A 24491-nucleotide genomic window follows, 5' to 3' on the forward strand; every position below is an offset into this window, starting at 1 on the left:
GAAACCCATGCTGATATCGATCGTCGCGCCCTGTTACAACGAGGAAGACGTCATAGAGCGCTTCCACGAGCAGGTCCAGAAGATCGCCAACGAACTCCTGCCGCTCGGCCACGACATGGAGTTCGTGTACGTCGACGACGGCAGCCGTGACCGCACCCTGCCCCTCCTCAGCAAGATCGCCGACGGCGACTCGCGCGTCCGGTACGTCTCCTTCAGCCGCAACTTCGGCAAGGAGTCGGCTCTGCTGGCCGGCCTGAAGCACGCCACCGGCGACGCGGTGATCGTGATGGACGCCGACCTGCAGCACCCGCCGGAGCTCATCAAGCGCATGGTCGAACTGCGCGGCGAGGGCTACGACCAGGTCATCGCCAAGCGCACCCGGCAGGGCGACCGCTTCACCCGCACCCTCACCGCCCGCCTCTACTACCGGCTCATCAACCGGATGGTCGACGTCGAACTCGTCGACGGCGTGGGCGACTTCCGGCTGATGTCCCGCCGGGTGGTGGACGCCGTCGTGAGCCTCACCGAGTACAACCGGTTCTCCAAGGGGCTGTTCGCCTGGGTCGGCTTCCCCAGCACCACCTTCGAGTACGAGAACGCGGTGCGTGAACACGGCAGCAGCTCCTGGTCGTTCCGCAGCCTGCTCAACTACGGCCTCGACGGGCTGCTCTCCTTCAACAACCGCCCGCTGCGCGCCGCGCTCTACCTCGGCCTGACCCTGTTGGCCCTCGCCGGCGCGTACACGGCGTGGATCGTGGGGGGCGCGATGATCAACGGCGTCCAGACGCCCGGCTATGTCACCATCATTACAGCCGTCACCGCCCTGGCCGGCGTACAGATGATCATGCTCGGGGTCATCGGCGAGTACACCGGCCGGATCTACTACGAGGTCAAGGGGCGTCCGCACTTCCTGGTGAAGGCGACGAACGTGGACCGAACGGAAGACCGCAGCCGCGGCACGACGAAGGACCTCATCCCCTGATGCCGAACGCCACCCTGCCGACCGCCACCGGACCCACCCGCCCGATATCCGGGCAGATCATCACCTTCGCGGTGGTCGGCGTCGTCAACACCGCGACGTACTACGGCCTTTACCTGCTTTTTCTGAGGAGTTTGCCGTACCTGGCCGCGCATATTCTCGCGTTTTTCCTGAGCATGATCGGCTCCTTTTTTCTCAATGCGAAGTTCACTTACCGGACCCGTCCCACCTGGCGGAAATTCCTGCTGTTCCCGCTGACCAACGCCACGAATTTCGTGATCACCACCGTGGGGGTGTACGTGATCGTCGACGTGCTGCATGCGGGAAGCAGGTTCGCTCCGCTGATGGCGTCGGCGGCGGCGATTCCGGTGACGTTCGTGGTGTCGCGGTGGGTCATGCTGCCGAAGGTGGAGGCGGCGTAGCCGCGCCGCCCTCTCCCAGGGCGAGCACCTCGTCGATTGCGGACCGGATCTCCTCGTCCTGCAGGAACGCGCGGTAGTCCCGGTACGGGGACAGCCGCCGGTCCGCCCCCCCGGACTGTGGGTCGCCGATGCGTGCCAGCGCCCAGCGGGCGTGGTCGCCGACGGTGCCCTCCAGGAACTCGGCCTCGCCGGGGTCGTCCAGGAGTGCGGCCAGCCCGTCGGCGTAGGGGGCCGCCCGTGCCCCCAGGACCGCGAGCAGGTGGGCCGCCCGGTACCGCACACCGGTGTCCGGGTCGGCGAGCAACTCGCCTGCGAGAGGCAGCAGCTCGGGCGCCGCGGAGGGCCGGACCACCAGCAGCCGCCAGGCCTCGTCCAGCGCGGCCCCGCACAGCGGCGCGTCGCCCGTCCGGCGCGCCGCACCGACGAGCCGGACGAGGAAGCGGAGCGCGGCCGCGGGCGCGTCCTCGAACAGAAAGGCCGTCCAGGAGGCCACGTCCGAACGACTGAAGGCGTCGTCGATGTTCGGCACGTACCAGATGTCCTCGAACCGGGGACGCAGGGTCGGGTCGGAGAGGATCTCCACCAGCAGGTCCACCTCCCGGACCGGTGCCTGGGCGTCGAACGCGCTCCAGGCGTGCACGGCCGCGACCCGCATGACGGCGGGACCGGCTCGCAGGACCTCCTGCACCACGGCACGCACCCGGGCCTCGGCCTCGGCGGAGTCCGCCGCGGCGGTACCCAGCGCGAGCAGCAAGGGCAGCCGCACGGTCAGGTCCGTCTCGGCACTCCGCCACTCCCCATCCCCGTGATCCCGGCAAGCCGGCTCCCCGCCGGACATCCTGTCATCGAGGACAGCCGCGGAGCACGAGGGAGGGTGTGAGGGTGTAGGGGGAGGACGTTCTCCGTCGTCGCCTCATGGGCATGATCAGGGTGCCGTCGGCTGTGGTCGCGTGCGCCGATGGAATGCGTTGCATAAAAGTGCAGGGAACCGTATAGTCATGCCATCTGGAGGAGGATGGACATGGCGGTACGTGCGGCGGTGGCCGGAGCGAGCGGGTACGCGGGCGGAGAGGTCCTGCGGCTGCTCCTCGCGCACCCCGAGGTCGAGATCGGCACCCTGACCGGCAACTCCAACGCGGGCCAGCGCCTGGGCGCGCTCCAGCCGCATCTGCTCCCGCTGGCCGACCGGGTGCTGGCGGAGACGACCGCCGAGGCCCTCGCCGGGCACGACGTCGTCTTCCTCGCGCTCCCGCACGGACAGTCCGCCGCCGTCGCCGAGCAGCTCGGCCCGGACGTCCTCGTCGTCGACATGGGCGCCGACTTCCGGCTGACCGACCCGGCCGACTGGGAGCGTTTCTACGGCTCCCCGCACGCCGGCACCTGGCCCTACGGCCTCCCCGAACTTCCGGGTGCCCGTGCCGCGCTGGAGGGGTCCAAGCGCATCGCGGTGCCCGGTTGCTACCCCACCGCCGTCTCCCTCGCCCTGTACCCGGCCTACGCCGCCCGGATCGCCGAGCCCGAGGCGCTGATCGTCGCCGCGTCCGGCACCTCCGGCGCGGGCAAGGCGCCCAAGCCGCACCTGCTGGGCAGCGAGGTCATGGGCTCCATGTCGCCGTACGGCGTCGGCGGCGGCCACCGGCACACCCCCGAGATGATCCAGAACCTGAGCGCGGTGGCGGGGGAGCGCGTCGCCGTCTCCTTCACGCCGACGCTCGCGCCGATGCCGCGGGGCATCCTCGCCACGTGCAGTGCCAAGGCCGTGGCCGGGGTGACCGGGGAGTCCGTGCGCGCGGTCTACGAGAAGGCCTACGCCGACGAGCCCTTCGTCCATCTGCTCCCCGAGGGCCGGTGGCCCGCCACGGCGTCCGTCCACGGTTCCAACGCCGTTCAGGTGCAGGTCGCATACGACGAGTCGGTGGGCCGCATCATCGCGATCAGCGCCATCGACAACCTGACCAAGGGCACCGCCGGCGGTGCCGTCCAGAGCATGAACCTCGCCCTGGGTCTCGCCGAGACCACCGGGCTGACCACGATCGGAGTTGCGCCGTGAGCGTGACGGCAGCGAAGGGATTCACGGCCGCGGGCATCGCCGCCGGGATCAAGGAGAGCGGCAACCCGGACCTGGCCCTCGTGGTCAACACCGGGCCCCGCCTTGCCGCCGCGGGCGTCTTCACCTCCAACCGCGTGAAGGCCGCGCCCGTGCTGTGGTCCGAGCAGGTGCTCAAGAGCGGTGAGCTGACCGCCGTCGTCCTGAACTCGGGCGGCGCCAACGCCTGCACGGGTCCCAAGGGCTTCCAGGACACGCACGCGACCGCCGAGAAGGTCGCCGAGTCGCTCAACACCGCGGGGTACGACGAGACCGGCGGCCATGCGGCCGGCCTGGTCGCCGTCTGCTCCACCGGCCTGATCGGTGTACTGCTGCCCATGGACAAACTGCTGCGCGGCGTCGACAAGGCGGTCGCCCAGCTCAGCCCGCACGGCGGCGAGAAGGCCGCCATCGCCATCAAGACCACCGACACCGTGCACAAGACGTCCGTGGTCACCAAGGACGGCTGGACCGTCGGCGGCATGGCGAAGGGCGCCGGCATGCTCGCCCCGGGCCTCGCCACCATGCTGGTCGTGCTCACCACGGACGCGGTCGTCGAGAGCGACGTACTGGACCAGGCACTGCGGGCCGCCACGCGAACCACTTTCGACCGTGTCGACTCCGACGGCTGCATGTCCACCAACGACACCGTGCTGCTGCTCGCCTCGGGCGCCGCCGACGTCACCCCGGAGTACGAGGAGTTCGCCGAGGCCGTCCGCGCCGTCTGCGACGACCTCGGCCAGCAGCTGATCCGGGACGCCGAGGGCGCCAGCAAGGACATCAAGGTGGAGGTGGTCAACGCCGCCTCCGAGGACGACGCCGTCGAGGTGGGCCGCTCCATCGCCCGCAACAACCTCCTCAAGTGCGCCATCCACGGCGAGGACCCCAACTGGGGCCGCGTCCTCTCCGCCATCGGCACCACCAAGGCCGCCTTCGAGCCGGACCAGCTCAACGTCGCCATCAACGGCGTCTGGGTCTGCAAGAACGGCGGTGTCGGCGAGGACCGCGAGAAGGTCGACATGCGCTACCGCGAGGTGCACATCGTCGCCGACCTCGCCGCGGGTTCCGAGACCGCCACCATCTGGACCAACGACCTGACCGCCGACTACGTCCACGAGAACAGCGCCTACTCGTCATGAGCGTCACGCGTAAGCACACCGCGCTGCCCAAGGCGCAGATCCTCATCGAGGCCCTGCCCTGGCTGGTCCGTCACAACGGCAGGACCGTCGTGATCAAGTTCGGCGGCAACGCCATGATCGACGAGGACCTGAAGGCGGCCTTCGCCCAGGACGTCGTCTTCCTGCACCACGCCGGCCTCAAGCCGGTCGTCGTGCACGGCGGCGGCCCGCAGATCAGCGCCGCCCTCGACAAGCACGGCATCGTCAGCGAGTTCAAGGCCGGGCTGCGGGTCACCACCGAGGACGCCATGGACGTCGTACGGATGGTGCTCGCCGGGCAGGTCCAGCGCGAGCTGGTCAACCTGCTCAACCAGCACGGGCCGCTAGCCGTCGGACTGACCGGCGAGGACGCCCACACCATCACCGCCACCAAGCACCGGCCCGAGATCGACGGCGAACTCGTCGACATCGGGCGGGTCGGCGAGATCACCGCGATCGACACGGGCGCGATCGAGGCACTGCTCGCCGACGGCCGGATCCCGGTCGTCTCCTCCATCGCCCGCTCCGAGGACGACGGACATGTCTACAACGTCAATGCTGATACGGCGGCTGCGGCACTCGCTGCTGCTCTGGGCGCCGAGACCCTCATGGTCCTCACCGACGTCGAGGGCCTCTACGAGGACTGGCCGAACTCCGACGAGGTGATCAGCCGCCTCACCGCTTCCCAACTGGAGAAGCTGCTGCCGGAACTCAGCTCCGGCATGGTGCCGAAGATGGAGGGCTGCCTGCACGCCGTACGCAACGGCGTCACCACCGCCCGCGTCATCGACGGCCGGGTCCAGCACTCGATCCTGCTGGAGATCTTCACGGACGAAGGCATCGGCACGATGGTCGTGCCGGACCAGGAGGGGGAGTCATGAGCAACCAGGAACTGACCGCGCGGTGGCAGGGCGCGCTCATGAACAACTACGGCACCCCGCGACTGCCGCTCGTCCGCGGCGAGGGCGTCAAGGTCTGGGACACCGAGGACCGGCAGTACCACGACTTCGTCGGCGGTATCGCCACCAACGCGCTCGGCCACGCCCACCCGGCGGTCGTCGAGGCCGTGACCCGGCAGATCGCGTCCCTCGGCCACATCTCCAACTTCTTCATGGCCGAGCCCACCGTCGCCCTCGCCGAGCGGCTGATCCAGCTCTTCGGCCGGGAGGGCAGGGTCTTCTTCTGCAACTCCGGCGCCGAGGCCAACGAGGCCGCCTTCAAGATCGGCCGGCTGACCGGGCGGACCCACATGGTCGCCACCGACGGCGGCTTCCACGGCCGGACGATGGGCGCCCTCGCGCTCACCGGACAGCCCGCCAAGCAGGACCCGTTCCGCCCGCTGCCCGCCGACGTCACCCACGTGCCCTTCGGCGACGCGCAGGCGCTGGCCGCCGCCGTCACCGAGGAGACCGCGCTCGTCGTCATCGAGCCGATCCAGGGCGAGAACGGCGTGGTCGTGCCCCCGGCCGGCTACCTCAAGGCGGCCCGCGCGATCACCGCCGCCACCGGCGCGCTGCTCGTCCTCGACGAGGTGCAGACCGGGATCGGCCGCACCGGCACCTGGTTCGAGTACCAGGCCCACGAGGGCGTGCTGCCCGACGTCGTCACCCTCGCCAAGCAGCTGGGCGGAGGGCTGCCGCTCGGCGCGACCGTGGCCTTCGGCCGCGCCGCCGAACTCCTCCAGCCCGGCCACCACGGCACCACCTTCGGCGGCAACCCGGTCGCCTGCGCCGCCGGCCTCGCCGTGCTCGACACCATCGAGAACGAGGGGTTGCTGGAGAACGTCAAGCGGCAGAGCGGGAGGTTGCGGGACGGAATCGAGGGTCTCGGCCACGGGTTGATCGATTATGTCCGGGGCGCGGGCCTCCTCCTGGGTATCGTGCTCACCGAGCCGCTGGCAGCGCAGGTGCAGCAGGCGGCTCAGGAGGCCGGGTTCCTGGTGAACGCGCCCGCTCCCGACGTCGTACGGCTGATGCCGCCGCTGAACCTCCGCGACGCCGAGGCGGACGCGCTGCTGAGCGCCCTGCCCGGCATCCTCGACGCAGCGAGCGGGGACGGACGATCCGGAGAATGAGACGACGATGAGCCAGGCGCAGGAGTTCGACCAGTCGGGCGGGGCGGGGCCTGCGGTGCCGCAGACCCGGACCGCCCGGCACCGCCGGATCGTGGACATCCTCAACCGGCAGCCGGTGCGCTCGCAGAGCCAGCTCGCGAAACTGCTGTCCGACGACGGGCTGACGGTGACCCAGGCGACGCTCTCCCGGGACCTCGACGAGCTGAACGCGGTGAAGATCCGCAACACCGACGGCGAGCTGATCTACGCGGTGCCCAGCGAGGGCGGCTTCCGCACACCGCGCGCCCCGCTGGGGGAGTCGGCGAAGGAGGAGCGGATGCGCCGCCTCTCCCAGGAACTCCTGATCTCGGCCGAGGCCTCGGCGAACCTGGTCGTCCTGCGCACCCCGCCCGGCGCTGCCCAGTTCCTCGCGTCCTCGATCGACCAGGCGGAACTGCACGACATCCTCGGGACGATCGCCGGCGACGACACGGTGCTGCTGATCAGCAGGGAGCCGACCGGCGGGCAGGCCCTCGCGGACCACCTGCTGCGCCTGGCCCAGAACGGCCACTGACGGCCCCCGAGGGGCACAGGGGGCCGCCGAACCCGCCGCCGACCCGCGTGCGGGGCCCGGTCCGCCGACGGACAATGGCCGTGTGATCTTCCGCGGCGAGCGGTCAGGCGGGCGGGCAATCCCCTGGCGGCCGTCGAACGTACACAGGGGTGTGTCGGGATTCCGGTTCCCTGTCGGCCGGCTCCCGGACGAGGCTCTGCTGTCCGGGCTGGCCACCGGAGACCCGGAGCTCGCGGAGATCTTCGTACGGAGATTCCAGCACCGGGTCTTCGGGGTCGCGATGGCCGTCACCCGGGACCAGCAGCTCGCCGAGGACGTCGCCCAGCAGACGTTCGAGCGCGCATGGCGGCATGCCCAGATCTACGACTCGCGCCGCGGCTCGGTCGGGACCTGGCTCACCACCATCGCCCACAACCTCGCCGTCGACGCCGTCCGGGCCCGGCGGACCGAACCGATGGCACCCGAGGACCTCGACCCCCTCCTCGACGCGGTCACCGAGACCCCTGAGCGGTGGGCGCTGGCCGACGAGGCCTCCACCCAGCTCCGGGCCGCGCTGGCCCGGCTGCCGCGGGAACAGGCCCGGGCCCTGATGATGGCCGGCATCTACGGCATGACGGCCCAGCAGATCGCCGACGCGGAACGGATCCCGCTGGGCACGGCCAAGACGCGGATCAGAGCGGCGATGGCGAAACTCCGCACCGCGCTCGCGTCCCCGAAGGGAGGCGACCATGTCCGGTGACGCGCACTGCGAGAAGCTGCGCGAGGTCGGCGCCGAACTGGCGCTGGGCGTCCTGCCCGGCCGCGAGCGGGCCGAGGCGGTCGCCCATCTGGACGGGTGCGCGGCCTGCCGGGAGTACGTACGCCAACTCACCGGGATCGGCGACCGGTTGATCGGCCTGCTGCCGGAGAGCGACCCGCCGCCCGGCTTCGAGACCCGGGTGGCGCGCAGCCTGGCCGAGCAGGCGGCGGGGGCCGAGGGGGCCCGTGCCGTCCGGCGTGGCCATGTCCGGGTCCGACGGCTCCGGCTGCGGCTCGCCGCGGTCGCCGCCACCGCCGCGGTCGCCGTCGGCTTCGCCGGCTGGGCGGTCGGCAGCGCCGTCGAGGGAGCCGTCACCGCCTCGGCGCCCGCGGTCGAGTCCGAGCCCGTGCTGGTCGGGGACATGATCCCGGCCGGCGGCGGGCAGCCCGTCGGCGAGGTCTACGCCCACCCGGGCAGCCCCGCCTGGATGTTCGTCTCCGTCGCCCTCCCCGGCACTCCCTACAACGGCAGGGTCACCTGCCTCCTGGCCCGCGCCGACGGTACGAGCACGCGGGTCGGTGACTTCCCGCTGCGCGACGGACGCGGCAACTGGGGCGTGGCGGTCCCCGTGGACCTCACCAGGTACTCCGCCGCCCGCCTCACCTCCGCCGACGGCTCCGTCCTCGCCACCGCCCAGCTGCAGAAGGGCAAGGTGGTGACCCCGGAGGTGTCATGACAGCACCGCCCCCGAGCCGAGCCGGTGCAGCAGGGCGTACGGCCCCTGTCGCCCGAGAAGATCCGCGTGCGCGCCGTCCTCGACGACCCGGCCGTGGTCGAGCACCACGATCCGGGTCGCGTCGCGGACGGTCGGCAGCTGGTGCGAGATGACCACGGTGGTCCGCCCGGCCATGAGCCGGCGCAGCGGCTCCATGATCCGCCGCGCCGAGCGGACGTCCAGTCCGGCGGTCGGCTCGTCCAGGAGGAGCACCGGGGCGTCCCGGACCATCGCCCGGGCGATCGCCAGCCGCCGGCACTGTCCGCCGGAGAGCGTCCGGCCGCGCTGTCCGACGAGCGTGTCGTAGCCGTCCGGGAGCCGCTCGACGAACTCGTGGGCGTCCGCGGCCCGCGCCGCCGCGACGATCTCCGTCTCCGTGGCCGACGGCCGGCCGTAGGCGATGTTCTCCCGCACGGTGCCGTGGAAGACGAGCGTCTCCTGCAACACCACCGCGATGTTCTCCCGGACGTCGGTCAGGCTGAGCTCGCGCAGATCGGTGCCGTCGAGCCGGACCGCGCCCCGGTCGGGGTCGTAGAACCGCAACTGCAGTTTCGCGAGCGTGGACTTGCCCGACCCGCTCGCCCCGACCAGCGCCAGCGTCTCCCCGGGAGCCGCCCGGAACGACACGTCGGACAGCGTCCAGGCCGCCGTGCCGGGATAGCGGAACCACACCCCGTCGAACTCCACCGCGCCCCGGGCCCGGCGGAGCCGACGCGCGCCGGCCGCCTCGGTCACCTGGGGCCGCTCGTCGAGCAGTTCGATGATCCGTTCCGCGGCGGCGGAGGCCGTGTAGAAGGTGGTGCCGAGCCCGGACAGCCCGTGGACCGGGCCGTACAGCTTGCCGATCAGCGCGAGGAAGACCAGCAGCCCGCCGAGCGTGAGCTGGCCCTGGGCCAGTTTCCAGGTGCCGAGAGCCAGCACCGCGAGGCCGCCGGCCACCTCCACGAACTCGACCGCGGGCGCGTACACGGCATGGATCCGCGCCGAGGCCATCGCCGCCCGGAACCGGCCGGCGTTCTCCCGCTCGAACCGGCGTGCCTCCCACGCCTGCCGGTTGTACGCCTGCACGAGGACGACGTTGCCCAGCGACTCCTCGGCGATCGCGCCGAGCGCCCCGCCGCGCCGCCTGCGCTCCCGCGAGACGTCCCTGACCAGCCGCGAGAAGTACCGGGCCGCACCCCAGAACAGCGGTACGACGACGAGGGCGAGCAGGGTCAGGTCCCAGCGCAGGTAGAACAGCATGCCGAGGTAGACGCCCAGGCTGATCACGTAGTACAGGGCGTCCGCGACACCCGAGAGCAGGAACGTCTCCACCGCGTCGACATCGCCCGTCACCCTCGACAGCACGTCCCCGAGCCGTCGGCGCTCGAAGAAGCCGAGCGAGAGCCCCTGGACATGCCGGAAGACGTCGGCGCGCAGCGTGAGCAGGAAACGTTCGCCGACCCAGGTGGAGGTCACGTCGTCGGCGAAGCCGAGCACGCCGGAACAGAGGACGAGGCCCAGGTAGGCGGGCGCGATCCACAGGAAGGGCCGCAACTCCCGCCCGACGAGCACGTCGTCGACGACGAACTTGAAGAGCCAGAGCTCCGCGGCGTCGACGACGGGGCCGGTCAGGCTCAGCAGGACGAGCGGCACGAGCCAGCGGCGGCCGCCTCGGGTGTACGGCCAGAACCGCCGGAAGACCTCGCGTGGGGAGACCCGGGGTGCGGTCGCGACCACGGTGTCCGAGGGGTCGCCGGCCGACAGCAGACGCCGCAGCACTTGCGCCATGAGAGGGGTTCCTCGGAAAACACCGGCGGAGCGGACCGGCTGACCCGGCGCCGGTCCGCTCCGCCTTCAGGTGTGGTCAGTAGCGGTTGCCGTGGTCGTGCCGGTCGCCGTGGTCGTGACCGTGGTCGTGCCGGTCGCCGTGGTCGTGCCGGTGCCCGTGCCGCGAGAAGTCGTCGCGGTCGTGGTTGTGGTCGTGGTCGTTGTGCCGGTTCTTGAACGGCATCAGGTTGCTGAAGACGGCCATGGTGTTCCTCCCGAAACTTGCGTCACAGGGGGTACGGCCGGGGAAGGGATCGGGATGGCGTTTTACGGGACAAATCTGGAAAACTTCTCGGAAATGTCCTGACCGTTGTTCGGCTGCGTGCCGGTGGGGGCTTGTCGCGCAGTTCCTCCCCCAGCCGTTTCTCTCAAGCCGCGGGCAGTCGTGCCGCTGGGGCGGCACGGGTGGGCGCGGGCGGCACCCGGCAAGCGCCGGTGAGCGTCCCTACCCTCACCTCAGCCCAGGCGCGCGGCCAGCCCCCCGGTGCACCGCACCTCATCACCAGCCGTGATCAACAGCCCTTCCACATCCGGCAGCGACTCCAGCCAGGCCAACCCGGCCCGCGACCCCATCGCGAACGCCGCCGTGGCCCAGCAGTCCACCCACGTCAGCCGCGGCCCCACCACCGTCACCGCCACCAGATCCGTCACCGCCGACTTCCCGGTCCGCGGATCGACGATATGGGCGCCCCGCTCCGCCGTACCGGACGTGGCGACCGCCAGTTCCGCCACCCCCGCCGCCGAGATCACCGCCGCCAGCCCACCCGGCCGCAACGGGTCGGCGATCCCCACCCGCCACGCCCGCGTCGGCTCGGGTGCGCCGAACATCTGGACGTCGCCGCCGCCGTTCACGCTCACGCCGCTCACCCCGGCCACCCGGGCCAGCGTCTGCGCCGCCCGCTCCGCGGACCAGCCCTTCACGATCCCGGTGGGATCGAGTCGCCCCCGGTAGCGCGTGCTGAACCAGCCGTCGCTCACCCGCTCCGCCTCGGCCGCCAGTTCCAGCACCTCGGCGACCTCGGGATCGCAGTCGCCGACGCCGATCTCCTCCCGTGCAAGCCGGGACAGCTGGCTGTCCTCGCGGTACGTGCTGAACACCTCGTCGACCTGGTGCAGTCCGGCGACCGCCTCGTCGAGGGCCACCCGTACGGCATCCGGATCCCCGCCGCGGACGTCGAAGGAGAAGACGGTCCCCATGACCTCCTCCGCATGACGCACCGCGGCGGGAGCCTCCGCGGACTCGGCCACCGCCTCAGCCACCGGCCTGGTCCAGCGCCGACTGCAGGGACTGCTTGTAGCCGGTGCTGGTGTAGGTGGCCCCGGAGACGGAGTCGATGTTCGCGCTGCCGGCCGCCACCGCCTCCTGGTTGAGCTTCGGCACGGAGAGCGCCGTCTTCTGGTCGCTGGTGCCGCCGCTGGGCGCCTGCACCGCCTCCGCCTTGGTGATCTTCCCGCCGGAGACGGTGATCCTGACCTGGACCGGCCCGTACTGGGTCTGCGCGACCTGCCCGGTCACCGTCTTGGCCTGCGCCTGCGCCGCCCCGGAGGAGGACGAGCCGGACGAGGAACCGGACGACGCGCTCGCTTCCTTCAGCTTGTCCAGCGCCGACTGCAGCGACTGCTTGTAGCCGGTGCTCGTGTACGTCGCCCCGGAGACCGAGTCGATGTTCGCGCTCTGCGCCGCCACCGTCTCCTTGTTGAGCTGCGGCACCGACAGCGCGGTCTTCTGGTCGCTGGTGCCGCCCTTGGGCGCCTGGATCGCCTGGGCCTGGGTGATCTTGCCGTTGGCGACGGTCAGCCGGACCTGTACGACTCCGTACTGCGTCTGGGTCGCGTCCCCGTCCACCGTCGTGGCCCCGGCGGCCCCGGTGCCGCCCTGCGGCGACTCCTGCCCCGCCGCCGCGGCCGACGGGGCCGCGCCCGCCGCGGACGCGGACGCAGGGTCCGACGACGGCTTCAGCGACAGCAGCAGCACGACACCGGACACGGTCGCCGCGGTGGCCAGCACCACACGCCTGATGGGGTGACTCTTCCTCATCGCTTACGAACTCCCGATTCCCTGGATTCCCGTGTGGTCCCGTCGCTCACATCTCGAACGACTCGTGATGGATGCGGCGGGCGGGAACTCCCGCGCCGCGCAGTGCTTCGTACACGCCCTGCGCGAACCCGGGCGGGCCGCACATGAAGACGTCGTGGTTGTCGATGTCCGGGATCTTCCGCTGGAGGTTCTCCGCGGAGATGTCCGGCCGCTCGCCCTCCGGGCTGTTGACCGCGTACATCAGCCGGGCCCCGCGCTCGTTGGCGATCTTCGCCAGTTCGTCCCAGAGCGCCAGGTCCTGCGTGGTGTTGGCCCGGTAGAGCAGGGTCAGGTCGCCCGCGGCACCGGGCAGCGTCTCGAACAGCGCCCGCATGGGCGTGATCCCGACGCCGCCCGCCACCAGCAGGACCTTGCCGCGGCTGCGCCGGGACGCGGTCATCGCCCCGTACGGCCCTTCGGCCCACACCTTGGTTCCGGGCCGTAGTTCGCGCAGCCGCGCGCTGTGGTCGCCGATCGCCTTGACGGTGATCCGCAGCATGTCGGGGCGAGGCGCCGCCGACAGGGAGTACGGGTGCGAGCTGAACCGCATTCCGGGAGCCATGAACCGCCAGCGGAAGAACTGGCCGGCCTCCGCGCCCATCCGGTGCAGCTTGCGCCCGCCGATCAGCACGGACACGATGCCCGGCGTCTCCTCGATGACCGCCTCGACCCGCATCCGGTGCCGCAGGTTGAGCCGGATCGGGGTGAGGATCCGGTACCAGACCACCAGCGCGGTGACCGCGCCGTACAGCCCGTACCAGAAGGTCTTGGCCATCGGCGTGAGCGCGAAGTCGTTGCCGGTGGTGATCTGGTGCCAGAAGGTCAGGAACACCGCCGCGTACGTCAGCAGGTGCACGTGGTACCAGGTGTCGTACGGCATCCGGCGCCGCACCGGCCCGATCGAGGTCAGGCCGATGACGACGAACAGGCCGGTCCCGATGGCCGCCTTGCCCATGTCGGGAAGCTGGTTCACGGAGTCGATGGTCTGCTGGACGATGTCGTTCAGCGTCTTGCCGGCCTGCAGCGCGTAGCCCCACATGATGAGGAAGACGTGCGCGAAGACCAGGCAGAGCGTGTAGCGGCCGCTCATCGCGTGCCAGCGGGCGACCCGGTCGGAGCCGACCCGCCGCTCCAGCGCGGGTACCCGGGCCATCTGAAGGACGACCAGGGCCATCAGGTAGCCGGCCAGCAGACCGGTGATCCGGCCGGCGTTGAGGATCTTGCCGTTCTGGTCGGCGATGGACGGGGTGTTGTGCCACCACAGCCAGAGCACGGCCGCCGCGCCCGCCCATACGGCGAGCAGCAGCGGTACGGCCGGGGAGCGGCGCGGGCGGATGCGGCGCATCGTCTGGCGGCGGGCGGCACGTCCGCCTGCGAGCGTGGTGGTCACGGTTCCTCCGTAGGGACTTGACCCTTGGCCCACAGGTACGTGGCGTATTGCCTGAGCGTTCAGAGTCCCGCGGAGTCCAGTGCGGACTGGAGCGACTGCTGGTATCCCTCGCTGGTGTAGGTGGCTCCGGAGACGGTGTCGATGCTCGCGCTCTGCGCGGCCAGCGCCTCGCTGCGCAGCTGCGGGAGGGCGTAATCGTTGATCTCCTGGTCCCGGGGGTTGTCCGTCGGGTACTGGACCGCCGTGACGTCGGTGATCTTGCCGTTCTTGATGGTCACCTTGACCTGGACGGGACCCCAGCGGGTCTGGACGGTGTCCCCGGTGACGGTCTTGGTGCCGGTGCTGCTGCTCCCGGACTTGCCGGAGTCGCCGGTCGCGCCCGGGGAGGCGCTCGCGCTGCTCGACGGGGCCGGGGCCTGGGCCGCCGAGTCCGTGATCACCGTCGGGCTGGTGTGCGGCTTCAGCGCCAGCAGCAGCACTATCCCGGACACGGTCGTGGCGCCGGCCAGCAGGATGCGGCGCAGGGGCCGGTTCTTGTTCAGTGCGTGCACGACAGGGGCCTCACAGCTCTCGCGGTTCGTCTCACAGTTCGAATGACTCGTGGTGGATGCGGCGGTCGGGCACCCCGGCCGCGCGCAGCGCCCCGTACAGCTCCTGGGCGAAGCCGTGCGGACCGCAGATGTACACGTCGTAACCGGCGAGGCCCGGGAAGGTCGCCCGCAGCGACTCCGCCGTGAGGGCGGGGCGCTCGCCCCGCGGACCGTTGAGGGCGTACAGCAGCTGGGCGCCGCGCCAGCGCGCGATCGCCTCCAGCTCGCCGGCCAGCGCCAGGTCCTCGGCCGTACGCGCCCGGTAGAGCAGCGTGACCTCGCCGGGCAGGGTCTCGAAGAGCGCCCGCAGCGGGGTGACGCCGACGCCGGCCGCGATCAGCAGGGTCCGGTGGCTGGTGACCCGGTCCGCGGTGAGGGAGCCGTAGGGGCCCTCCGCCCACACCCGGGTACCGGGGCGCAGCAGCGGCACGGCCGCGCTGTGGTCGCCGAGCGCCTTGACCGTGATCCGCAGCAGGTCGCCGCGCGGCGGCGCCGAGAGCGAGTACGGGGTCGACGTCCGGCCCATGCCGTCGCCGCCGAAGAAGCGCCAGCGGAAGAACTGCCCGGCCTGGGCGCCCAGTTCCCCGATCCGCCGGCCCTGGACGACGACCGAGTACACGCCCGGCGCCTCCTGCTGCACGGAGTGCACCCGCAGCCGGTGCCGGAGGTTGAGCCGCACCGGCGCCAGGATCCGGAACCACACCACCAGGGCGGCGACCCCGAGGTACAGCGCGTACCAGAAGGCGGTGGCGACCGGCTTGCCGTTGAGGTCGTTGCCCAGCGTCAGCTGGTGGAAGAAGGCGAGGAAGACGGCCGCGTAGGTGAGCAGGTGGACGTAGTACCAGAACTCGTAGCTGGTCCGGCGGCGCGCGGCGCGCATCGAGGTGATGCCGACGGCGAAGAGGATCACCGTGCCGGCGGTCGCCTTGAGCATGTCGGGGTAGTCCAGGACGACGTTCAGCGTCTCGTGGACGAGGGAGGCGTGGTCCTGGGCCGCGTACCCGGTGAGGATCAGCACGACGTGCGCGACCAGCAGGCAGACCGTGTAGCGGCCGGCCATCGCGTGCCAGCGGGCGACCCGGTCCGAGCCGACCCGCACCTCCAGCAGCGGCACCCGGGCCATCAGGCCGACGAGCACCGCACAGGCGTACCCGCACAGTAGGCCGGCGATCCGCCCGGCCCCGGTCAGCCAGCCCGCCGCACCCACGACGGAGCCGGTGTCCGACCACCACAGCAGGATCACGGCCCCGGCCCCGGCCCACAGCACGGCGAGCACGGCGGCGGGGGAGCGGCGCGTGGCCACGGCGGGTACGGCCGGAGTCGTGCGCCGTTCGTCCACGGTCGTCATGAGTCGCGTCCTTTCTCCGGTCAGGACGCCACTGTGCAGCCCGAACCTCTGAGCACCTTCTGAACCGGGACCGTCTGAGCGGGCTCAGAGGAAATTCAGAGGGCGGGCGGCCGCTCATCGCTCCCGTGGGGAGGGATGCTGGGAGACGCGATGAATACGACCCGCTCCGGCCGCCCCGCCCTCACCCGCCCCGACGGCACCCAGCTCCGCGTCCTCGTCGTCGACGACGACCCCGACCTCGCGGAGGTCCTCACCGGTGCCCTGCGCTACGAGGGCTGGGAGGTCCGCGCGGCCGGCGACGGCGCGAGCGCGCTGGCCGCGGCCCGGGAGCTGCTGCCGGACGCGGTGATCCTCGACGTGATGCTCCCGGACACCGACGGCTTCGCCGTGCTCCGCTCGCTGCACCAGGTCAAGCCGGACGTCTGTGTGCTCTTCCTCACCGCCCGGGACGCCGTCGAGGACCGTATCGCCGGCATCACCGCGGGCGGCGACGACTACGTCACCAAGCCCTTCAGCCTGGAGGAGGTGGTCGCCCGGCTGCGCGGCCTGCTGCGCCGCGCCGGCATGGCCCGCCAGCAGGAGGACGGCCCGCGCCTCGTCGTCGGCGACCTCGCCATGGACGAGGAGGCCCGCGAGGTGACCCGGGCGGGCGAGCTGATCGAGCTCTCCCCGACCGAGTTCGAACTCCTGCGCTTCCTGATGCGCAACCCGCGCCGCGTCCTCAGCAAGGCGCAGATCCTCGACCGGGTGTGGTCGTACGACTTCGGCGGCCGTGCCCACGTCGTCGAGCTGTACATCTCCTACCTGCGCAAGAAGGTGGACGCGGGCCGCGAGCCCATGATCCACACGGTCCGTGGCGCCGGGTACGTCCTCAAGCCGGTGACCCGGTGAAGCCGCTACGGCGGCTACGGCACCTGCCCCGCCTCCGCACCCTCCGCGCCCGTCTCACCGCGGGCCTGGTCGTGCTGCTCGCGGTGAGCTGCGCGGCCGTCGGCGTCGCGGCCGTGGTCGAACTGGACGGCTTCCTCACCGGCCGCCTCGACCAGCAGCTCCAGCAGACCGGCCCCAGCTTCCCGCAGTCCCTCGAACACGGCACGTACAAGCCCAGCGACCGGGACGGCGACGAACACGGCGACACCCGCCGCCAGGCCGCCGGCACCTTCGGCGCCCGCCTGCTGAAGGGCCGGGTCACCAACGCGGCCCTGATCCCCTCCGGCGCCGACCCGGACCTGACCGTCACCCTCACGGCCGGCGACCGTGCGGCCCTGGCCGGGCTGCCGGTGGACGCGCGCGGCCACACGGTCCACCTCTCCTCGATCGGGGACTACCGGCTGCTGGCCTGGACGGGCCGCGACGGCGACGTACTGATCACCGGTCTGCCCCTGGAACCCGTACGGGCCACCGTGCACCGCCTGGAACTGGTCGCCGCCGCCGTCTTCGCCCTGGCCCTGGCCGTGGCCGGAGTGGCCGGCGCCCTCTGGGTCCGCTGGTCCCTGCGCCCGCTGAGCCGCGTCGCGGACACCGCGGCCCGGGTCAGCGAACTCCCGCTCGCCAGCGGCGAGGTGGCCCTGCCGCCCCGCGCCCCCGAGTCCGACCCCCGCAGCGAGGTCGGCCGGATGGCCGCCGCCTTCAACCGCATGCTGGGTCACGTCGAGGACGCGCTGACGAAGCGCCATGCCAGCGAGGAACGCCTGCGCACCTTCGCGGCCGACGCCAGCCACGAGCTGCGCACCCCGGTCGCCTCGGTCCGCGGCCACGCGGAACTGGCGCTGCTCCACCCGGGCCCGGTGCCTCCCCAGGTCACCCGCGCCCTGGAACGCATCGCCGCCGAGTCCTCCCGGATGGGCGAGATGGTCGACGACCTCCTCCTCCTGGCCCGCCTGGACGCGGGCCGTCCCCTGGAACGCCACCCGGTGGACCTCACCCACCTGGTCCTGGACGCGGTCACGGACGCGCGAGCCGCGGGCCCGGACCACCGCTGGACCCTGGACCTCCCCGAAGAACCGGTGACGGTGACCGGCGACACCCACCGCCTGCAACAGGTGCTGGCCAACCTGCTGGCCAACGCGCGTCTGCACACACCGGCCGGCACGAAGGTGACGGTGACACTGGAGACGGACGGCGGCAGGACACTCCTTCACGTCCACGACGACGGCCCCGGAGTTCCGAAGGACATCCAGCCGGGCGTCTTCGAGCGCTTCACCCGGGCCGAACACCGCCGTCGCGCGGATGCCCCCGGCGGCGGAGCGGGCCTGGGCCTGTCGATCGTGGCGGCGGTGGTGGAGGCGCACGGGGGGACGGTGACCATGGAGAGCCGCCCGGGTGCGACGACGTTCTCGGTCGGACTTCCGGGAACCGGTCCGCGGAGCGCTACAGAGCTGTGAGGGGGACCGGCCGGCCGGCCCGCGCGGCGGCGTTGGCCGAGGCGAGGACCGCGTTGGCGGCGGCCCGCCAGTCGCGTGCGGGCTGCCAGTCCGGCAGCCCGAACGATCCGTGGACGTGGCCGGGCAGGGTCCGGCCGACCGCCTGGACGCCGGCGTCGGGCAACCGGGCCGCACAGGCCTCGCACTCGTCCCTGCGCGGGTCGAATTCCGCGTTGATGAGGTAGGCGGGTGCCACGCCGTCGAGGCTGGGGGCGAAGAGCGGGGACGCGGAGGGGTGGGCCCGCTCGGCGAGCGAGGAGAGACAGAGGTCGATCATGGCGAGGTCGGCCTCGCGTGTCGTGTCGTGTTCGGAGCGAGGGTGCCGCCAGGCACTCGATGTCTTGGTGAGGTCGGTGCCGGCGGCCTCCAGCAGTTGCAGGGCGATGGCGGGGCCGTCGAGGTCCCGTGCCATCAGCGCGACCACGGCCGCGAGGCTCCCGCCCGCTGACACGCCGCCCACCGTGACGGCGTCGCGTGCGATGCCGAGGAATAGGTCTCCTCGCCGACGAGCAGGCCGCTCTCGTCGAACGGCCAGGAGATGAGCATCCGCATCCTGGCGGGTCGGGGAGATCGTTGCGAGGAGCGCGTCCACGTCCTCGTCGACCTCGGCCAGCATGTGCGCGCGCAGCACCTTCAGCTGCCGGACGTGCTTCGGGTCGCTGGTCTGCGCGATACGGGAATCGACGAAGTCGATCATCGCGGTGCGGTTGATGGTCATCTCAATCTCCCAGATCAGGTCTTCCTGGAAGCCGGATGCGCGGCTGGCCCCATTGAACGCGCGGGCCCGCACACTGCCCATCTCCGAACGGAGAGGCGGACTCAGTACCGCGTGAGGGCCGTGTCACCGCTCACCGTCCCGACGGCGATGTGCGGTGCCTTTCCCGGATCCACCCACCGCAGGATCTCCCGCATCGCGTCCACCGGCACGGACACACACCCCGCGGTGGCCCCGTTCCCGTTGACGTGCAGGAAGATCCCGGCCCCGCGCCCCCGGACCGGACGCTCGTAGTTGAACCCGATGACCAGTGCATACGCGTACTGCGTCCCGTACGACGACAGCTGCTCCGCCTCGGTGGCCCGGCAGTCGGCCGGCAGTGGGTCCACCCAACGGTTGTAGGACGTCGAGTCGTTGTCCTGGCACCACCAGGAGGTCGCCGTCACCGCACGGTACTTGACGGAGGTCCCCGTCGGCGCGGCCTGGAGGCCGAACCCGAACGGAAGGTCGTACAACCCCGTCGGAGTCGTGTTCGTACCCTGCTGCCGCGCGGCCCCCTCGACCAGCCCCTTCGCCCCGAACCGGGCCGCGGCCGAGCCCACCTGCACCCACTGCCCGTCCCTCCGCTCCCACCAGGTCAAAGTCCCCGAGGTCGCGTTCAGGGCGGACGCCTCCGCCGTGATCAGCTGGTCGCCGCCGCCCGTGTCGGCCATGCGCGCGGGCAGCGGTGAGGCGTCCCCGTCCCCCGGTGCCGCACCGAGCAGCAGCAGGGACGCGGAGACAAGGGTGACGAGGGCGCCTGTACGCATGGCTCAGACGGTAGACGGAGGCAGCGGCAACGGCAGCCCGGGTAGGCCGTCCAGGCTCACCGCGATGTGGTCCTTCTTCTCGAAGTACGCGCTCAGTGAGGCGTCGTCCTCGCGCGCGAAGCGCTTCCCGTGCAGCTCACGGTCGGCCTCGTACGCCATGTAGGGGACCGCGTAACCACAGCTGTCGCGGATGAGTTCGGCGTGTACGACGATGATCGCGCGCAGGCCGTGCAGGGCCGGGTCGATGTCCGGGAAACGGGTGAGGAGTTCCGCGAAGCGCGGGTCGTCGCGGAAGACCGCCTCACCGCGGCCGTGCACCCGCACGATGTTCGGCGGGCCCTGGAACGCGCACCACATCAGGGTGATGCGGCCGTTCTCCCGCAGATGGGCGATGGTCTCGGCGTTGGAGCCGGCGAAGTCCAGATAGGCGAAGGTGAGTTCGTCGAGTACGGCGAAGGAGCCCTTGAGGCCCTTGGGGGAGAGGTTGACCGTGCCGTCGCCCGCGAGCGGGGCGGTCGCGGTGAAGAACAGGGGCTGTTCCTCGATGAACGTGCGGAGCCTGCCGTCGATGCGCTCATAGGTCTTTCCCATACCTGGAAATTATCGGCGCGGTTACTTCGCACGTCTAAGGAGTTCCGGGATCCGGACAGGCCCCACTGCGGCCGCCCCGGCCGGCGCTGTACACGGGGCGGCCACAGCTGCCTGTCACGTCACTTGGTGAGCGTGCAGGCGGCCAGGGAGTCGAGGCCGGTCGGCTTGGTCGACGTCCGGCCGATCGCGATGGCGATCCGGTCGATGGTCGACTTCCGCTTGTCCTCCAGCGGGCCGAGGATCGCGTTCTGGACGAAGTTCGGGCCGCCCTGGCCCACCGTGGTCTGGAGCCGGTTGTTGGCCTCGGAGATCTGAGTCTGGAGCAGGGTGAGGTTGCGGTCGACCTCGGCCTGCGCGGAGGCGGGGATCGCCGGCAGCTGGGAGGCGACGTCCGGGCAGGTGATCGTGCCGACGGCGCTGCTGCTCGTGTTTCCGGTGCTGCCCGTCGACTGCTGCTGGGTCGCCGCCGTGCTCGGCGTGGCCGAGGCCGAGGCGGTGCCCGTCGCCGTACCGCTGCCGGTGTTCGTGCTCGTCCCGCTCGCGTTCAGGGTGCACGGCGCCAGCGAGTCCAGGCCGGTCGGCTTGGCGGCCGTACGGCCGATCGCGGTCGCGATCCGGTTGATGGTCGCCACCCGCTTGTCCTTGAGGGGACCGAGGATCGCGTTGTTCACGAAGTTCGGCCCGCCCTGGCCCACCGTGTCGACCAGCCGCTTGTTGGCCTCCTGGATCTGCGTCTGGAGGAGCGTGAGGTTGCGGTCGACCTCGGCCTGCGCGGAGGCGGGGATCGCCGGGAGCTGGGAGGCGACGTCCGGGCAGGTGATGGTGCCGGGCGAGGCGGCGAGGGTGCGCGCGTTGCTCGTGCCGCTGCTCTTGTCGGGCGTACCGGCGAGGGCCGAACCGGCGATGACCGCGCCGGAGAGTGCCACGGCGGCGGCACCGCCGATGAGCGCGACACGACGCTTGTTGTACTTCGGAAGAGCCCTGGACATGCGGATGCCTCACTTGGGTCAGAGGTGGGTTTACAAACGCGGCGCCGGCGTTCAGGGATGGGTACGAGTAAGCGGTTTCGTTTGTTCAAACCTTTTTCATATCGGTCAGCCGAACCCGGCTGGATTGACGAATCATGCAGAGCTCTGCATACTCATGCATAACAAGCGGATGTACGTGAGGAGGGACCCATGACCGAGCGCGTCGTACTCGCCTACTCGGGCGGGCTGGACACCTCCGTCGCCATCGGCTGGATCGCCGAGGAGACGGGCGCCGAGGTCATCGCCGTCGCGGTGGACGTCGGCCAGGGCGGCGAGGACCTGGACGTCATCCGCAAGCGCGCCCTGGCCTGCGGCGCGGTCGAGGCGGAGGTCGCCGACGCCAGGGACGAGTTCGCCGACGAGTACTGCCTCCCGGCGATCAGGGCCAACGCCCTCTACATGGACCGCTACCCGCTGGTCTCCGCCCTCTCCCGGCCGGCCATCGTCCGGCACCTGGTCGCCGCCGCCCGCAAGCACGGCGCCACGACGGTCGCCCACGGCTGCACCGGCAAGGGCAACGACCAGGTCCGCTTCGAGGCCGGCATCGTCGCCCTCGCGCCCGACCTGACCTGCATCGCCCCGGTCCGCGACTACGCGATGACCCGCGACCGGGCCATCGCCTTCTGCGAGGCGAAGAACCTCCCGATCGCGACCACCAAGAAGTCCCCGTACTCCATCGACCAGAACGTCTTCGGCCGCGCCGTCGAGACCGGCTTCCTGGAAGACATCTGGAACGGCCCGATCGAGGACATCTACGAGTACACCCGGAACCCGGCCACCCCGCGCGAGCCCGACGAGGTGGTCGTCACCTTCGAGGCGGGCGCCCCGGTGGCGATCGACGGCAGGCCCGTCACCGTCCTCCAGGCCATCCAGGAGCTGAACGAGCGCGCGGGCGCCCAGGGCGTCGGCCGCATCGACATGGTCGAGGACCGTCTCGTCGGCATCAAGTCCCGCGAGGTGTACGAGGCCCCGGGCGCGATCGCGCTCATCACGGCCCACCAGGAGCTGGAGAACGTCACCGTCGAGCGCGAACTAGCCCGCTACAAGCGGCAGGTGGAGCAACGCTGGGGCGAACTCGTCTACGACGGCCTGTGGTTCTCCCCGCTCAAGCGTGCCCTGGACGGTTTCGTCAACGAGGCGAACCGGCACGTCACCGGAGACATCCGCATGACGCTCCACGGCGGCCGCGCGGTCGTCACCGGCCGCCGTTCCGACTCCTCCCTCTACGACTTCAACCTCGCCACCTACGACACCGGCGACACCTTCGACCAGGCCGCGGCCAAGGGCTTCATCGACATCTACAGTCTGTCGTCGAAGATCGCCGCCAAGCGCGACCTGTCTTAAGCAGTAGCGTGACGACCGCCTCCCCGTTCATGGCCGGGGAGGCGGTGCCACATCCGTATCTCTTCTAGGAGCAACGCAAGTGAGCAGCAACAGCGGTGACGTACGGCTCTGGGGCGGCCGTTTCGCCGACGGTCCCGCCGAGGCCCTGGCGAAGCTGTCCGCGTCCGTCCACTTCGACTGGCGGCTCGCGCCCTACGACATCGCCGGTTCGCGTGCCCACGCGCGCGTGCTCCACAAGGCGGGCCTGCTCACCGAGGACGAACTCCAGCGCATGATCGCCGGACTCGACCAGCTCGAAGCCGACGTCGCCGACGGCTCCTTCGTGGGCACGATCGCCGACGAGGACGTGCACACCGCCCTGGAGCGCGGCCTCCTGGAGCGCCTCGGCGCCGACCTCGGCGGCAAGCTGCGCGCCGGCCGCTCCCGCAACGACCAGGTGGCGACCCTCTTCCGGATGTACCTGCGGGACCACGCCCGCACCATCGGCGGCCTGATCGCCGACCTCCAGGACGCCCTGATCGGCCTCGCCGAGGCCCACCCGGACGTGGCGATGCCCGGCCGCACCCACCTCCAGCACGCCCAGCCGGTCCTCTTCGCCCACCACGTCCTGGCCCACGTGCAGTCCCTGACCCGGGACGCGGAGCGGCTGCGCCAGTGGGACGAGCGCACGGCCGTCTCCCCGTACGGCTCCGGCGCCCTCGCGGGCTCCTCCCTCGGCCTGGACCCGGAGGCGGTGGCGAAGGACCTCGGCTTCGAGCACGGCAGCTCCGCGAACTCCATCGACGGCACGGCCTCCCGCGACTTCGTCGCCGAGTTCGCCTTCATCACCGCGATGATCGGCGTGAACCTCTCCCGGATCGCGGAGGAGGTCATCATCTGGAACACGAAGGAGTTCTCCTTCGTGACCCTGCACGACGCGTTCTCCACGGGTTCGTCGATCATGCCCCAGAAGAAGAACCCCGACATCGCGGAGCTGGCCCGCGGCAAGTCCGGCCGCCTGATCGGCAACCTGACCGGCCTGATGGCCACCCTCAAGGCGCTCCCGCTCGCCTACAACCGCGACCTCCAGGAGGACAAGGAGCCGGTCTTCGACTCCTGCGACCAGCTGGAGGTCCTGCTCCCCGCCTTCACCGGCATGATGGCCACCCTCACCGTCAACCGCGAGCGCATGGAGGAACTGGCCCCGGCCGGCTTCTCCCTCGCCACCGACATCGCGGAGTGGCTGGTCAAGAAGGGCGTACCGTTCCGCGTCGCCCACGAGGTGGCCGGCGAGTGCGTCAAGGCGGCGGAGGCCGAGGACAAGGAACTGGACGAACTGACCGACGAACAGTTCGCCAAGATCTCCGCCCACCTGACCCCGGAGGTACGGACGGTCCTCAACGTCCCGGGCGCGCTGGCTTCGCGCAACGGCCGCGGTGGCACGGCCCCGAGCGCGGTGGCGGTACAACTGGCGGAGGTCAAGGCGAACGTGGCGGACCAGCACTCCTGGGCAACGGCTCGGCAGCAGGCTTAAAGGGGCGCTGGGGGTACCCCCGGCCGAAGGCTGGGGGAGGAACTGCGCGACAAGCCACAGGGCGTCCGC

Annotated in this window: 25 protein-coding genes; 13 read left to right on the plus strand and 12 right to left on the minus strand. The window is 71.2% G+C overall.

Annotation, left to right across the window (positions count from 1 at the left end; genetic code table 11):
- Positions 1-7 precede the first annotated feature (7 nt).
- Together ABT137_RS07980 and ABT137_RS07985 are read left to right on the plus strand one after the other, a co-directional pair.
- Positions 8-982 (plus strand): glycosyltransferase family 2 protein, encoded by a 975-nt coding sequence (locus ABT137_RS07980; RefSeq protein ID WP_351704235.1) that lies wholly within the window; start codon positions 8-10, stop codon positions 980-982.
- Complete coding sequence (locus tag ABT137_RS07985) at positions 982-1401, plus strand: GtrA family protein (protein ID WP_351704238.1); 420 nt, start codon at positions 982-984, stop codon at positions 1399-1401. Before ABT137_RS07980 ends, ABT137_RS07985 begins: the two co-directional genes overlap by 1 nt.
- Here ABT137_RS07985 and ABT137_RS07990 read toward each other — a convergent pair.
- Positions 1373-2167 carry a hypothetical protein gene (locus ABT137_RS07990; RefSeq protein WP_351704241.1) on the minus strand — a complete coding sequence of 265 codons (795 nt, stop codon included), beginning with the start codon at positions 2165-2167 and terminating at the stop codon, positions 1373-1375. The genes ABT137_RS07985 and ABT137_RS07990 overlap by 29 nt on opposite strands.
- A gap of 255 nt (positions 2168-2422) precedes the next feature.
- Here ABT137_RS07990 and argC point away from each other — a divergent pair, with 255 nt between their 5' ends.
- The 7 genes from argC to ABT137_RS08025 all read left to right on the plus strand — a co-directional run bounded on the left by argC (position 2423) and on the right by ABT137_RS08025 (position 8746).
- On the plus strand, positions 2423-3451 hold the full coding sequence (argC, locus tag ABT137_RS07995) for an N-acetyl-gamma-glutamyl-phosphate reductase (RefSeq protein ID WP_351704244.1): 1029 nt from the start codon (positions 2423-2425) through the stop codon (positions 3449-3451).
- On the plus strand, positions 3448-4626 hold the full coding sequence (argJ, locus tag ABT137_RS08000; protein WP_351704247.1) for a bifunctional glutamate N-acetyltransferase/amino-acid acetyltransferase ArgJ: 1179 nt from the start codon (positions 3448-3450) through the stop codon (positions 4624-4626). Before argC ends, argJ begins: the two co-directional genes overlap by 4 nt.
- Positions 4623-5525 (plus strand): acetylglutamate kinase, encoded by a 903-nt coding sequence (gene argB, locus ABT137_RS08005; protein ID WP_351704250.1) that lies wholly within the window; start codon positions 4623-4625, stop codon positions 5523-5525. Before argJ ends, argB begins: the two co-directional genes overlap by 4 nt.
- Positions 5522-6718 (plus strand): acetylornithine transaminase, encoded by a 1197-nt coding sequence (locus ABT137_RS08010; protein ID WP_351704253.1) that lies wholly within the window; start codon positions 5522-5524, stop codon positions 6716-6718. Before argB ends, ABT137_RS08010 begins: the two co-directional genes overlap by 4 nt.
- A gap of 7 nt (positions 6719-6725) precedes the next feature.
- Positions 6726-7271, plus strand: a complete 546-nt coding sequence (locus ABT137_RS08015) for an arginine repressor (RefSeq protein ID WP_351704256.1) — start codon at positions 6726-6728, stop codon at positions 7269-7271.
- A 151-nt stretch (positions 7272-7422) separates the two neighbouring features.
- Complete coding sequence (locus tag ABT137_RS08020) at positions 7423-8010, plus strand: RNA polymerase sigma factor (RefSeq protein WP_351704259.1); 588 nt, start codon at positions 7423-7425, stop codon at positions 8008-8010.
- The gene (locus tag ABT137_RS08025; RefSeq protein ID WP_351704262.1) at positions 8000-8746 is read left to right on the plus strand and encodes a zf-HC2 domain-containing protein; all 747 of its coding nucleotides are present in this window, start codon (positions 8000-8002) and stop codon (positions 8744-8746) included. The genes ABT137_RS08020 and ABT137_RS08025 overlap by 11 nt, the downstream gene beginning before the upstream one ends.
- Here the strand turns inward: ABT137_RS08025 and ABT137_RS08030 are convergent.
- From ABT137_RS08030 to ABT137_RS08060, 7 genes are all read right to left on the minus strand, one after another.
- A complete protein-coding gene (locus tag ABT137_RS08030) occupies positions 8741-10555 on the minus strand; it encodes an ABC transporter ATP-binding protein (protein ID WP_351704265.1) in 1815 nt (604 codons plus the stop codon). The genes ABT137_RS08025 and ABT137_RS08030 overlap by 6 nt on opposite strands.
- Before the next feature lie 76 nt (positions 10556-10631).
- Complete coding sequence (locus tag ABT137_RS08035) at positions 10632-10799, minus strand: hypothetical protein (protein WP_351704268.1); 168 nt, start codon at positions 10797-10799, stop codon at positions 10632-10634.
- A 251-nt stretch (positions 10800-11050) separates the two neighbouring features.
- Complete coding sequence (locus ABT137_RS08040; protein ID WP_502984492.1) at positions 11051-11791, minus strand: FAD:protein FMN transferase; 741 nt, start codon at positions 11789-11791, stop codon at positions 11051-11053.
- Positions 11792-11846: 55 nt separating this feature from the next.
- Positions 11847-12632: an FMN-binding protein gene (locus ABT137_RS08045; protein ID WP_351704274.1), complete on the minus strand. Its 786-nt coding sequence runs from the start codon at positions 12630-12632 to the stop codon at positions 11847-11849.
- 46 nt (positions 12633-12678) lie between these two features.
- Positions 12679-14061: a ferredoxin reductase family protein gene (locus ABT137_RS08050; RefSeq protein ID WP_217550456.1), complete on the minus strand. Its 1383-nt coding sequence runs from the start codon at positions 14059-14061 to the stop codon at positions 12679-12681.
- A gap of 59 nt (positions 14062-14120) precedes the next feature.
- Positions 14121-14612: an FMN-binding protein gene (locus ABT137_RS08055; protein WP_351704277.1), complete on the minus strand. Its 492-nt coding sequence runs from the start codon at positions 14610-14612 to the stop codon at positions 14121-14123.
- Positions 14613-14643: 31 nt separating this feature from the next.
- A complete protein-coding gene (locus ABT137_RS08060) occupies positions 14644-15999 on the minus strand; it encodes a ferredoxin reductase family protein (protein ID WP_351704280.1) in 1356 nt (451 codons plus the stop codon).
- Positions 16000-16149: 150 nt separating this feature from the next.
- Here ABT137_RS08060 and ABT137_RS08065 point away from each other — a divergent pair, with 150 nt between their 5' ends.
- On the plus strand, positions 16150-16890 hold the full coding sequence (locus ABT137_RS08065) for a response regulator transcription factor (RefSeq protein ID WP_351704283.1): 741 nt from the start codon (positions 16150-16152) through the stop codon (positions 16888-16890).
- Positions 16887-18383, plus strand: a complete 1497-nt coding sequence (locus ABT137_RS08070) for a sensor histidine kinase (RefSeq protein WP_351704286.1) — start codon at positions 16887-16889, stop codon at positions 18381-18383. Before ABT137_RS08065 ends, ABT137_RS08070 begins: the two co-directional genes overlap by 4 nt.
- Here ABT137_RS08070 and ABT137_RS08075 read toward each other — a convergent pair.
- The 4 genes from ABT137_RS08075 to ABT137_RS08090 all read right to left on the minus strand — a co-directional run bounded on the left by ABT137_RS08075 (position 18370) and on the right by ABT137_RS08090 (position 21526).
- A complete protein-coding gene (locus tag ABT137_RS08075) occupies positions 18370-19140 on the minus strand; it encodes an alpha/beta hydrolase fold domain-containing protein (RefSeq protein WP_351704289.1) in 771 nt (256 codons plus the stop codon). The genes ABT137_RS08070 and ABT137_RS08075 overlap by 14 nt on opposite strands.
- A gap of 101 nt (positions 19141-19241) precedes the next feature.
- Positions 19242-19946 carry a L,D-transpeptidase family protein gene (locus tag ABT137_RS08080; protein WP_351704292.1) on the minus strand — a complete coding sequence of 235 codons (705 nt, stop codon included), beginning with the start codon at positions 19944-19946 and terminating at the stop codon, positions 19242-19244.
- 3 nt (positions 19947-19949) lie between these two features.
- Complete coding sequence (locus tag ABT137_RS08085) at positions 19950-20537, minus strand: pyridoxamine 5'-phosphate oxidase family protein (RefSeq protein WP_351704295.1); 588 nt, start codon at positions 20535-20537, stop codon at positions 19950-19952.
- 119 nt (positions 20538-20656) lie between these two features.
- On the minus strand, positions 20657-21526 hold the full coding sequence (locus ABT137_RS08090) for a hypothetical protein (protein WP_351704298.1): 870 nt from the start codon (positions 21524-21526) through the stop codon (positions 20657-20659).
- Between the two features lie 189 nt (positions 21527-21715).
- On the opposite strand from ABT137_RS08090, the gene ABT137_RS08095 reads away from it, so the two are divergent.
- Together ABT137_RS08095 and argH are read left to right on the plus strand one after the other, a co-directional pair.
- Positions 21716-22909 (plus strand): argininosuccinate synthase, encoded by a 1194-nt coding sequence (locus ABT137_RS08095; protein ID WP_351704301.1) that lies wholly within the window; start codon positions 21716-21718, stop codon positions 22907-22909.
- Between the two features lie 79 nt (positions 22910-22988).
- The gene (gene argH / locus ABT137_RS08100; RefSeq protein ID WP_351704304.1) at positions 22989-24422 is read left to right on the plus strand and encodes an argininosuccinate lyase; all 1434 of its coding nucleotides are present in this window, start codon (positions 22989-22991) and stop codon (positions 24420-24422) included.
- Positions 24423-24491: the final 69 nt, after the last annotated feature.

This window comes from Streptomyces sp. NPDC001980, assembly GCF_040296885.1.
Classification (GTDB): Bacteria; Actinomycetota; Actinomycetes; order Streptomycetales; family Streptomycetaceae; genus Streptomyces.

What these genes read in the sequence shown, in the direction of transcription:
- ABT137_RS08025 (WP_351704262.1), top strand. Translation starts at nt 8,000, where the DNA reads ATGTCCGGTGACGCGCACTGCGAGAAGCTGCGCGAGGTCGGCGCCGAA.
- ABT137_RS07980 (WP_351704235.1), top strand. Translation starts at nt 8, where the DNA reads ATGCTGATATCGATCGTCGCGCCCTGTTACAACGAGGAAGACGTCATA.
- ABT137_RS08040 (WP_502984492.1), bottom strand. Translation starts at nt 11,791, where the DNA reads ATGGGGACCGTCTTCTCCTTCGACGTCCGCGGCGGGGATCCGGATGCC.
- argC (WP_351704244.1), top strand. Translation starts at nt 2,423, where the DNA reads ATGGCGGTACGTGCGGCGGTGGCCGGAGCGAGCGGGTACGCGGGCGGA.
- ABT137_RS08085 (WP_351704295.1), bottom strand. Translation starts at nt 20,537, where the DNA reads ATGGGAAAGACCTATGAGCGCATCGACGGCAGGCTCCGCACGTTCATC.
- ABT137_RS08090 (WP_351704298.1), bottom strand. Translation starts at nt 21,526, where the DNA reads ATGTCCAGGGCTCTTCCGAAGTACAACAAGCGTCGTGTCGCGCTCATC.
- ABT137_RS08035 (WP_351704268.1), bottom strand. Translation starts at nt 10,799, where the DNA reads ATGGCCGTCTTCAGCAACCTGATGCCGTTCAAGAACCGGCACAACGAC.
- ABT137_RS08015 (WP_351704256.1), top strand. Translation starts at nt 6,726, where the DNA reads ATGAGCCAGGCGCAGGAGTTCGACCAGTCGGGCGGGGCGGGGCCTGCG.
- ABT137_RS08080 (WP_351704292.1), bottom strand. Translation starts at nt 19,946, where the DNA reads ATGCGTACAGGCGCCCTCGTCACCCTTGTCTCCGCGTCCCTGCTGCTG.
- ABT137_RS08075 (WP_351704289.1), bottom strand. Translation starts at nt 19,140, where the DNA reads ATGACCATCAACCGCACCGCGATGATCGACTTCGTCGATTCCCGTATC.
- ABT137_RS08045 (WP_351704274.1), bottom strand. Translation starts at nt 12,632, where the DNA reads ATGAGGAAGAGTCACCCCATCAGGCGTGTGGTGCTGGCCACCGCGGCG.
- ABT137_RS08095 (WP_351704301.1), top strand. Translation starts at nt 21,716, where the DNA reads ATGACCGAGCGCGTCGTACTCGCCTACTCGGGCGGGCTGGACACCTCC.
- ABT137_RS07985 (WP_351704238.1), top strand. Translation starts at nt 982, where the DNA reads ATGCCGAACGCCACCCTGCCGACCGCCACCGGACCCACCCGCCCGATA.
- ABT137_RS08065 (WP_351704283.1), top strand. Translation starts at nt 16,150, where the DNA reads ATGAATACGACCCGCTCCGGCCGCCCCGCCCTCACCCGCCCCGACGGC.
- ABT137_RS08010 (WP_351704253.1), top strand. Translation starts at nt 5,522, where the DNA reads ATGAGCAACCAGGAACTGACCGCGCGGTGGCAGGGCGCGCTCATGAAC.
- argB (WP_351704250.1), top strand. Translation starts at nt 4,623, where the DNA reads ATGAGCGTCACGCGTAAGCACACCGCGCTGCCCAAGGCGCAGATCCTC.
- ABT137_RS08060 (WP_351704280.1), bottom strand. Translation starts at nt 15,999, where the DNA reads ATGACGACCGTGGACGAACGGCGCACGACTCCGGCCGTACCCGCCGTG.
- ABT137_RS08030 (WP_351704265.1), bottom strand. Translation starts at nt 10,555, where the DNA reads ATGGCGCAAGTGCTGCGGCGTCTGCTGTCGGCCGGCGACCCCTCGGAC.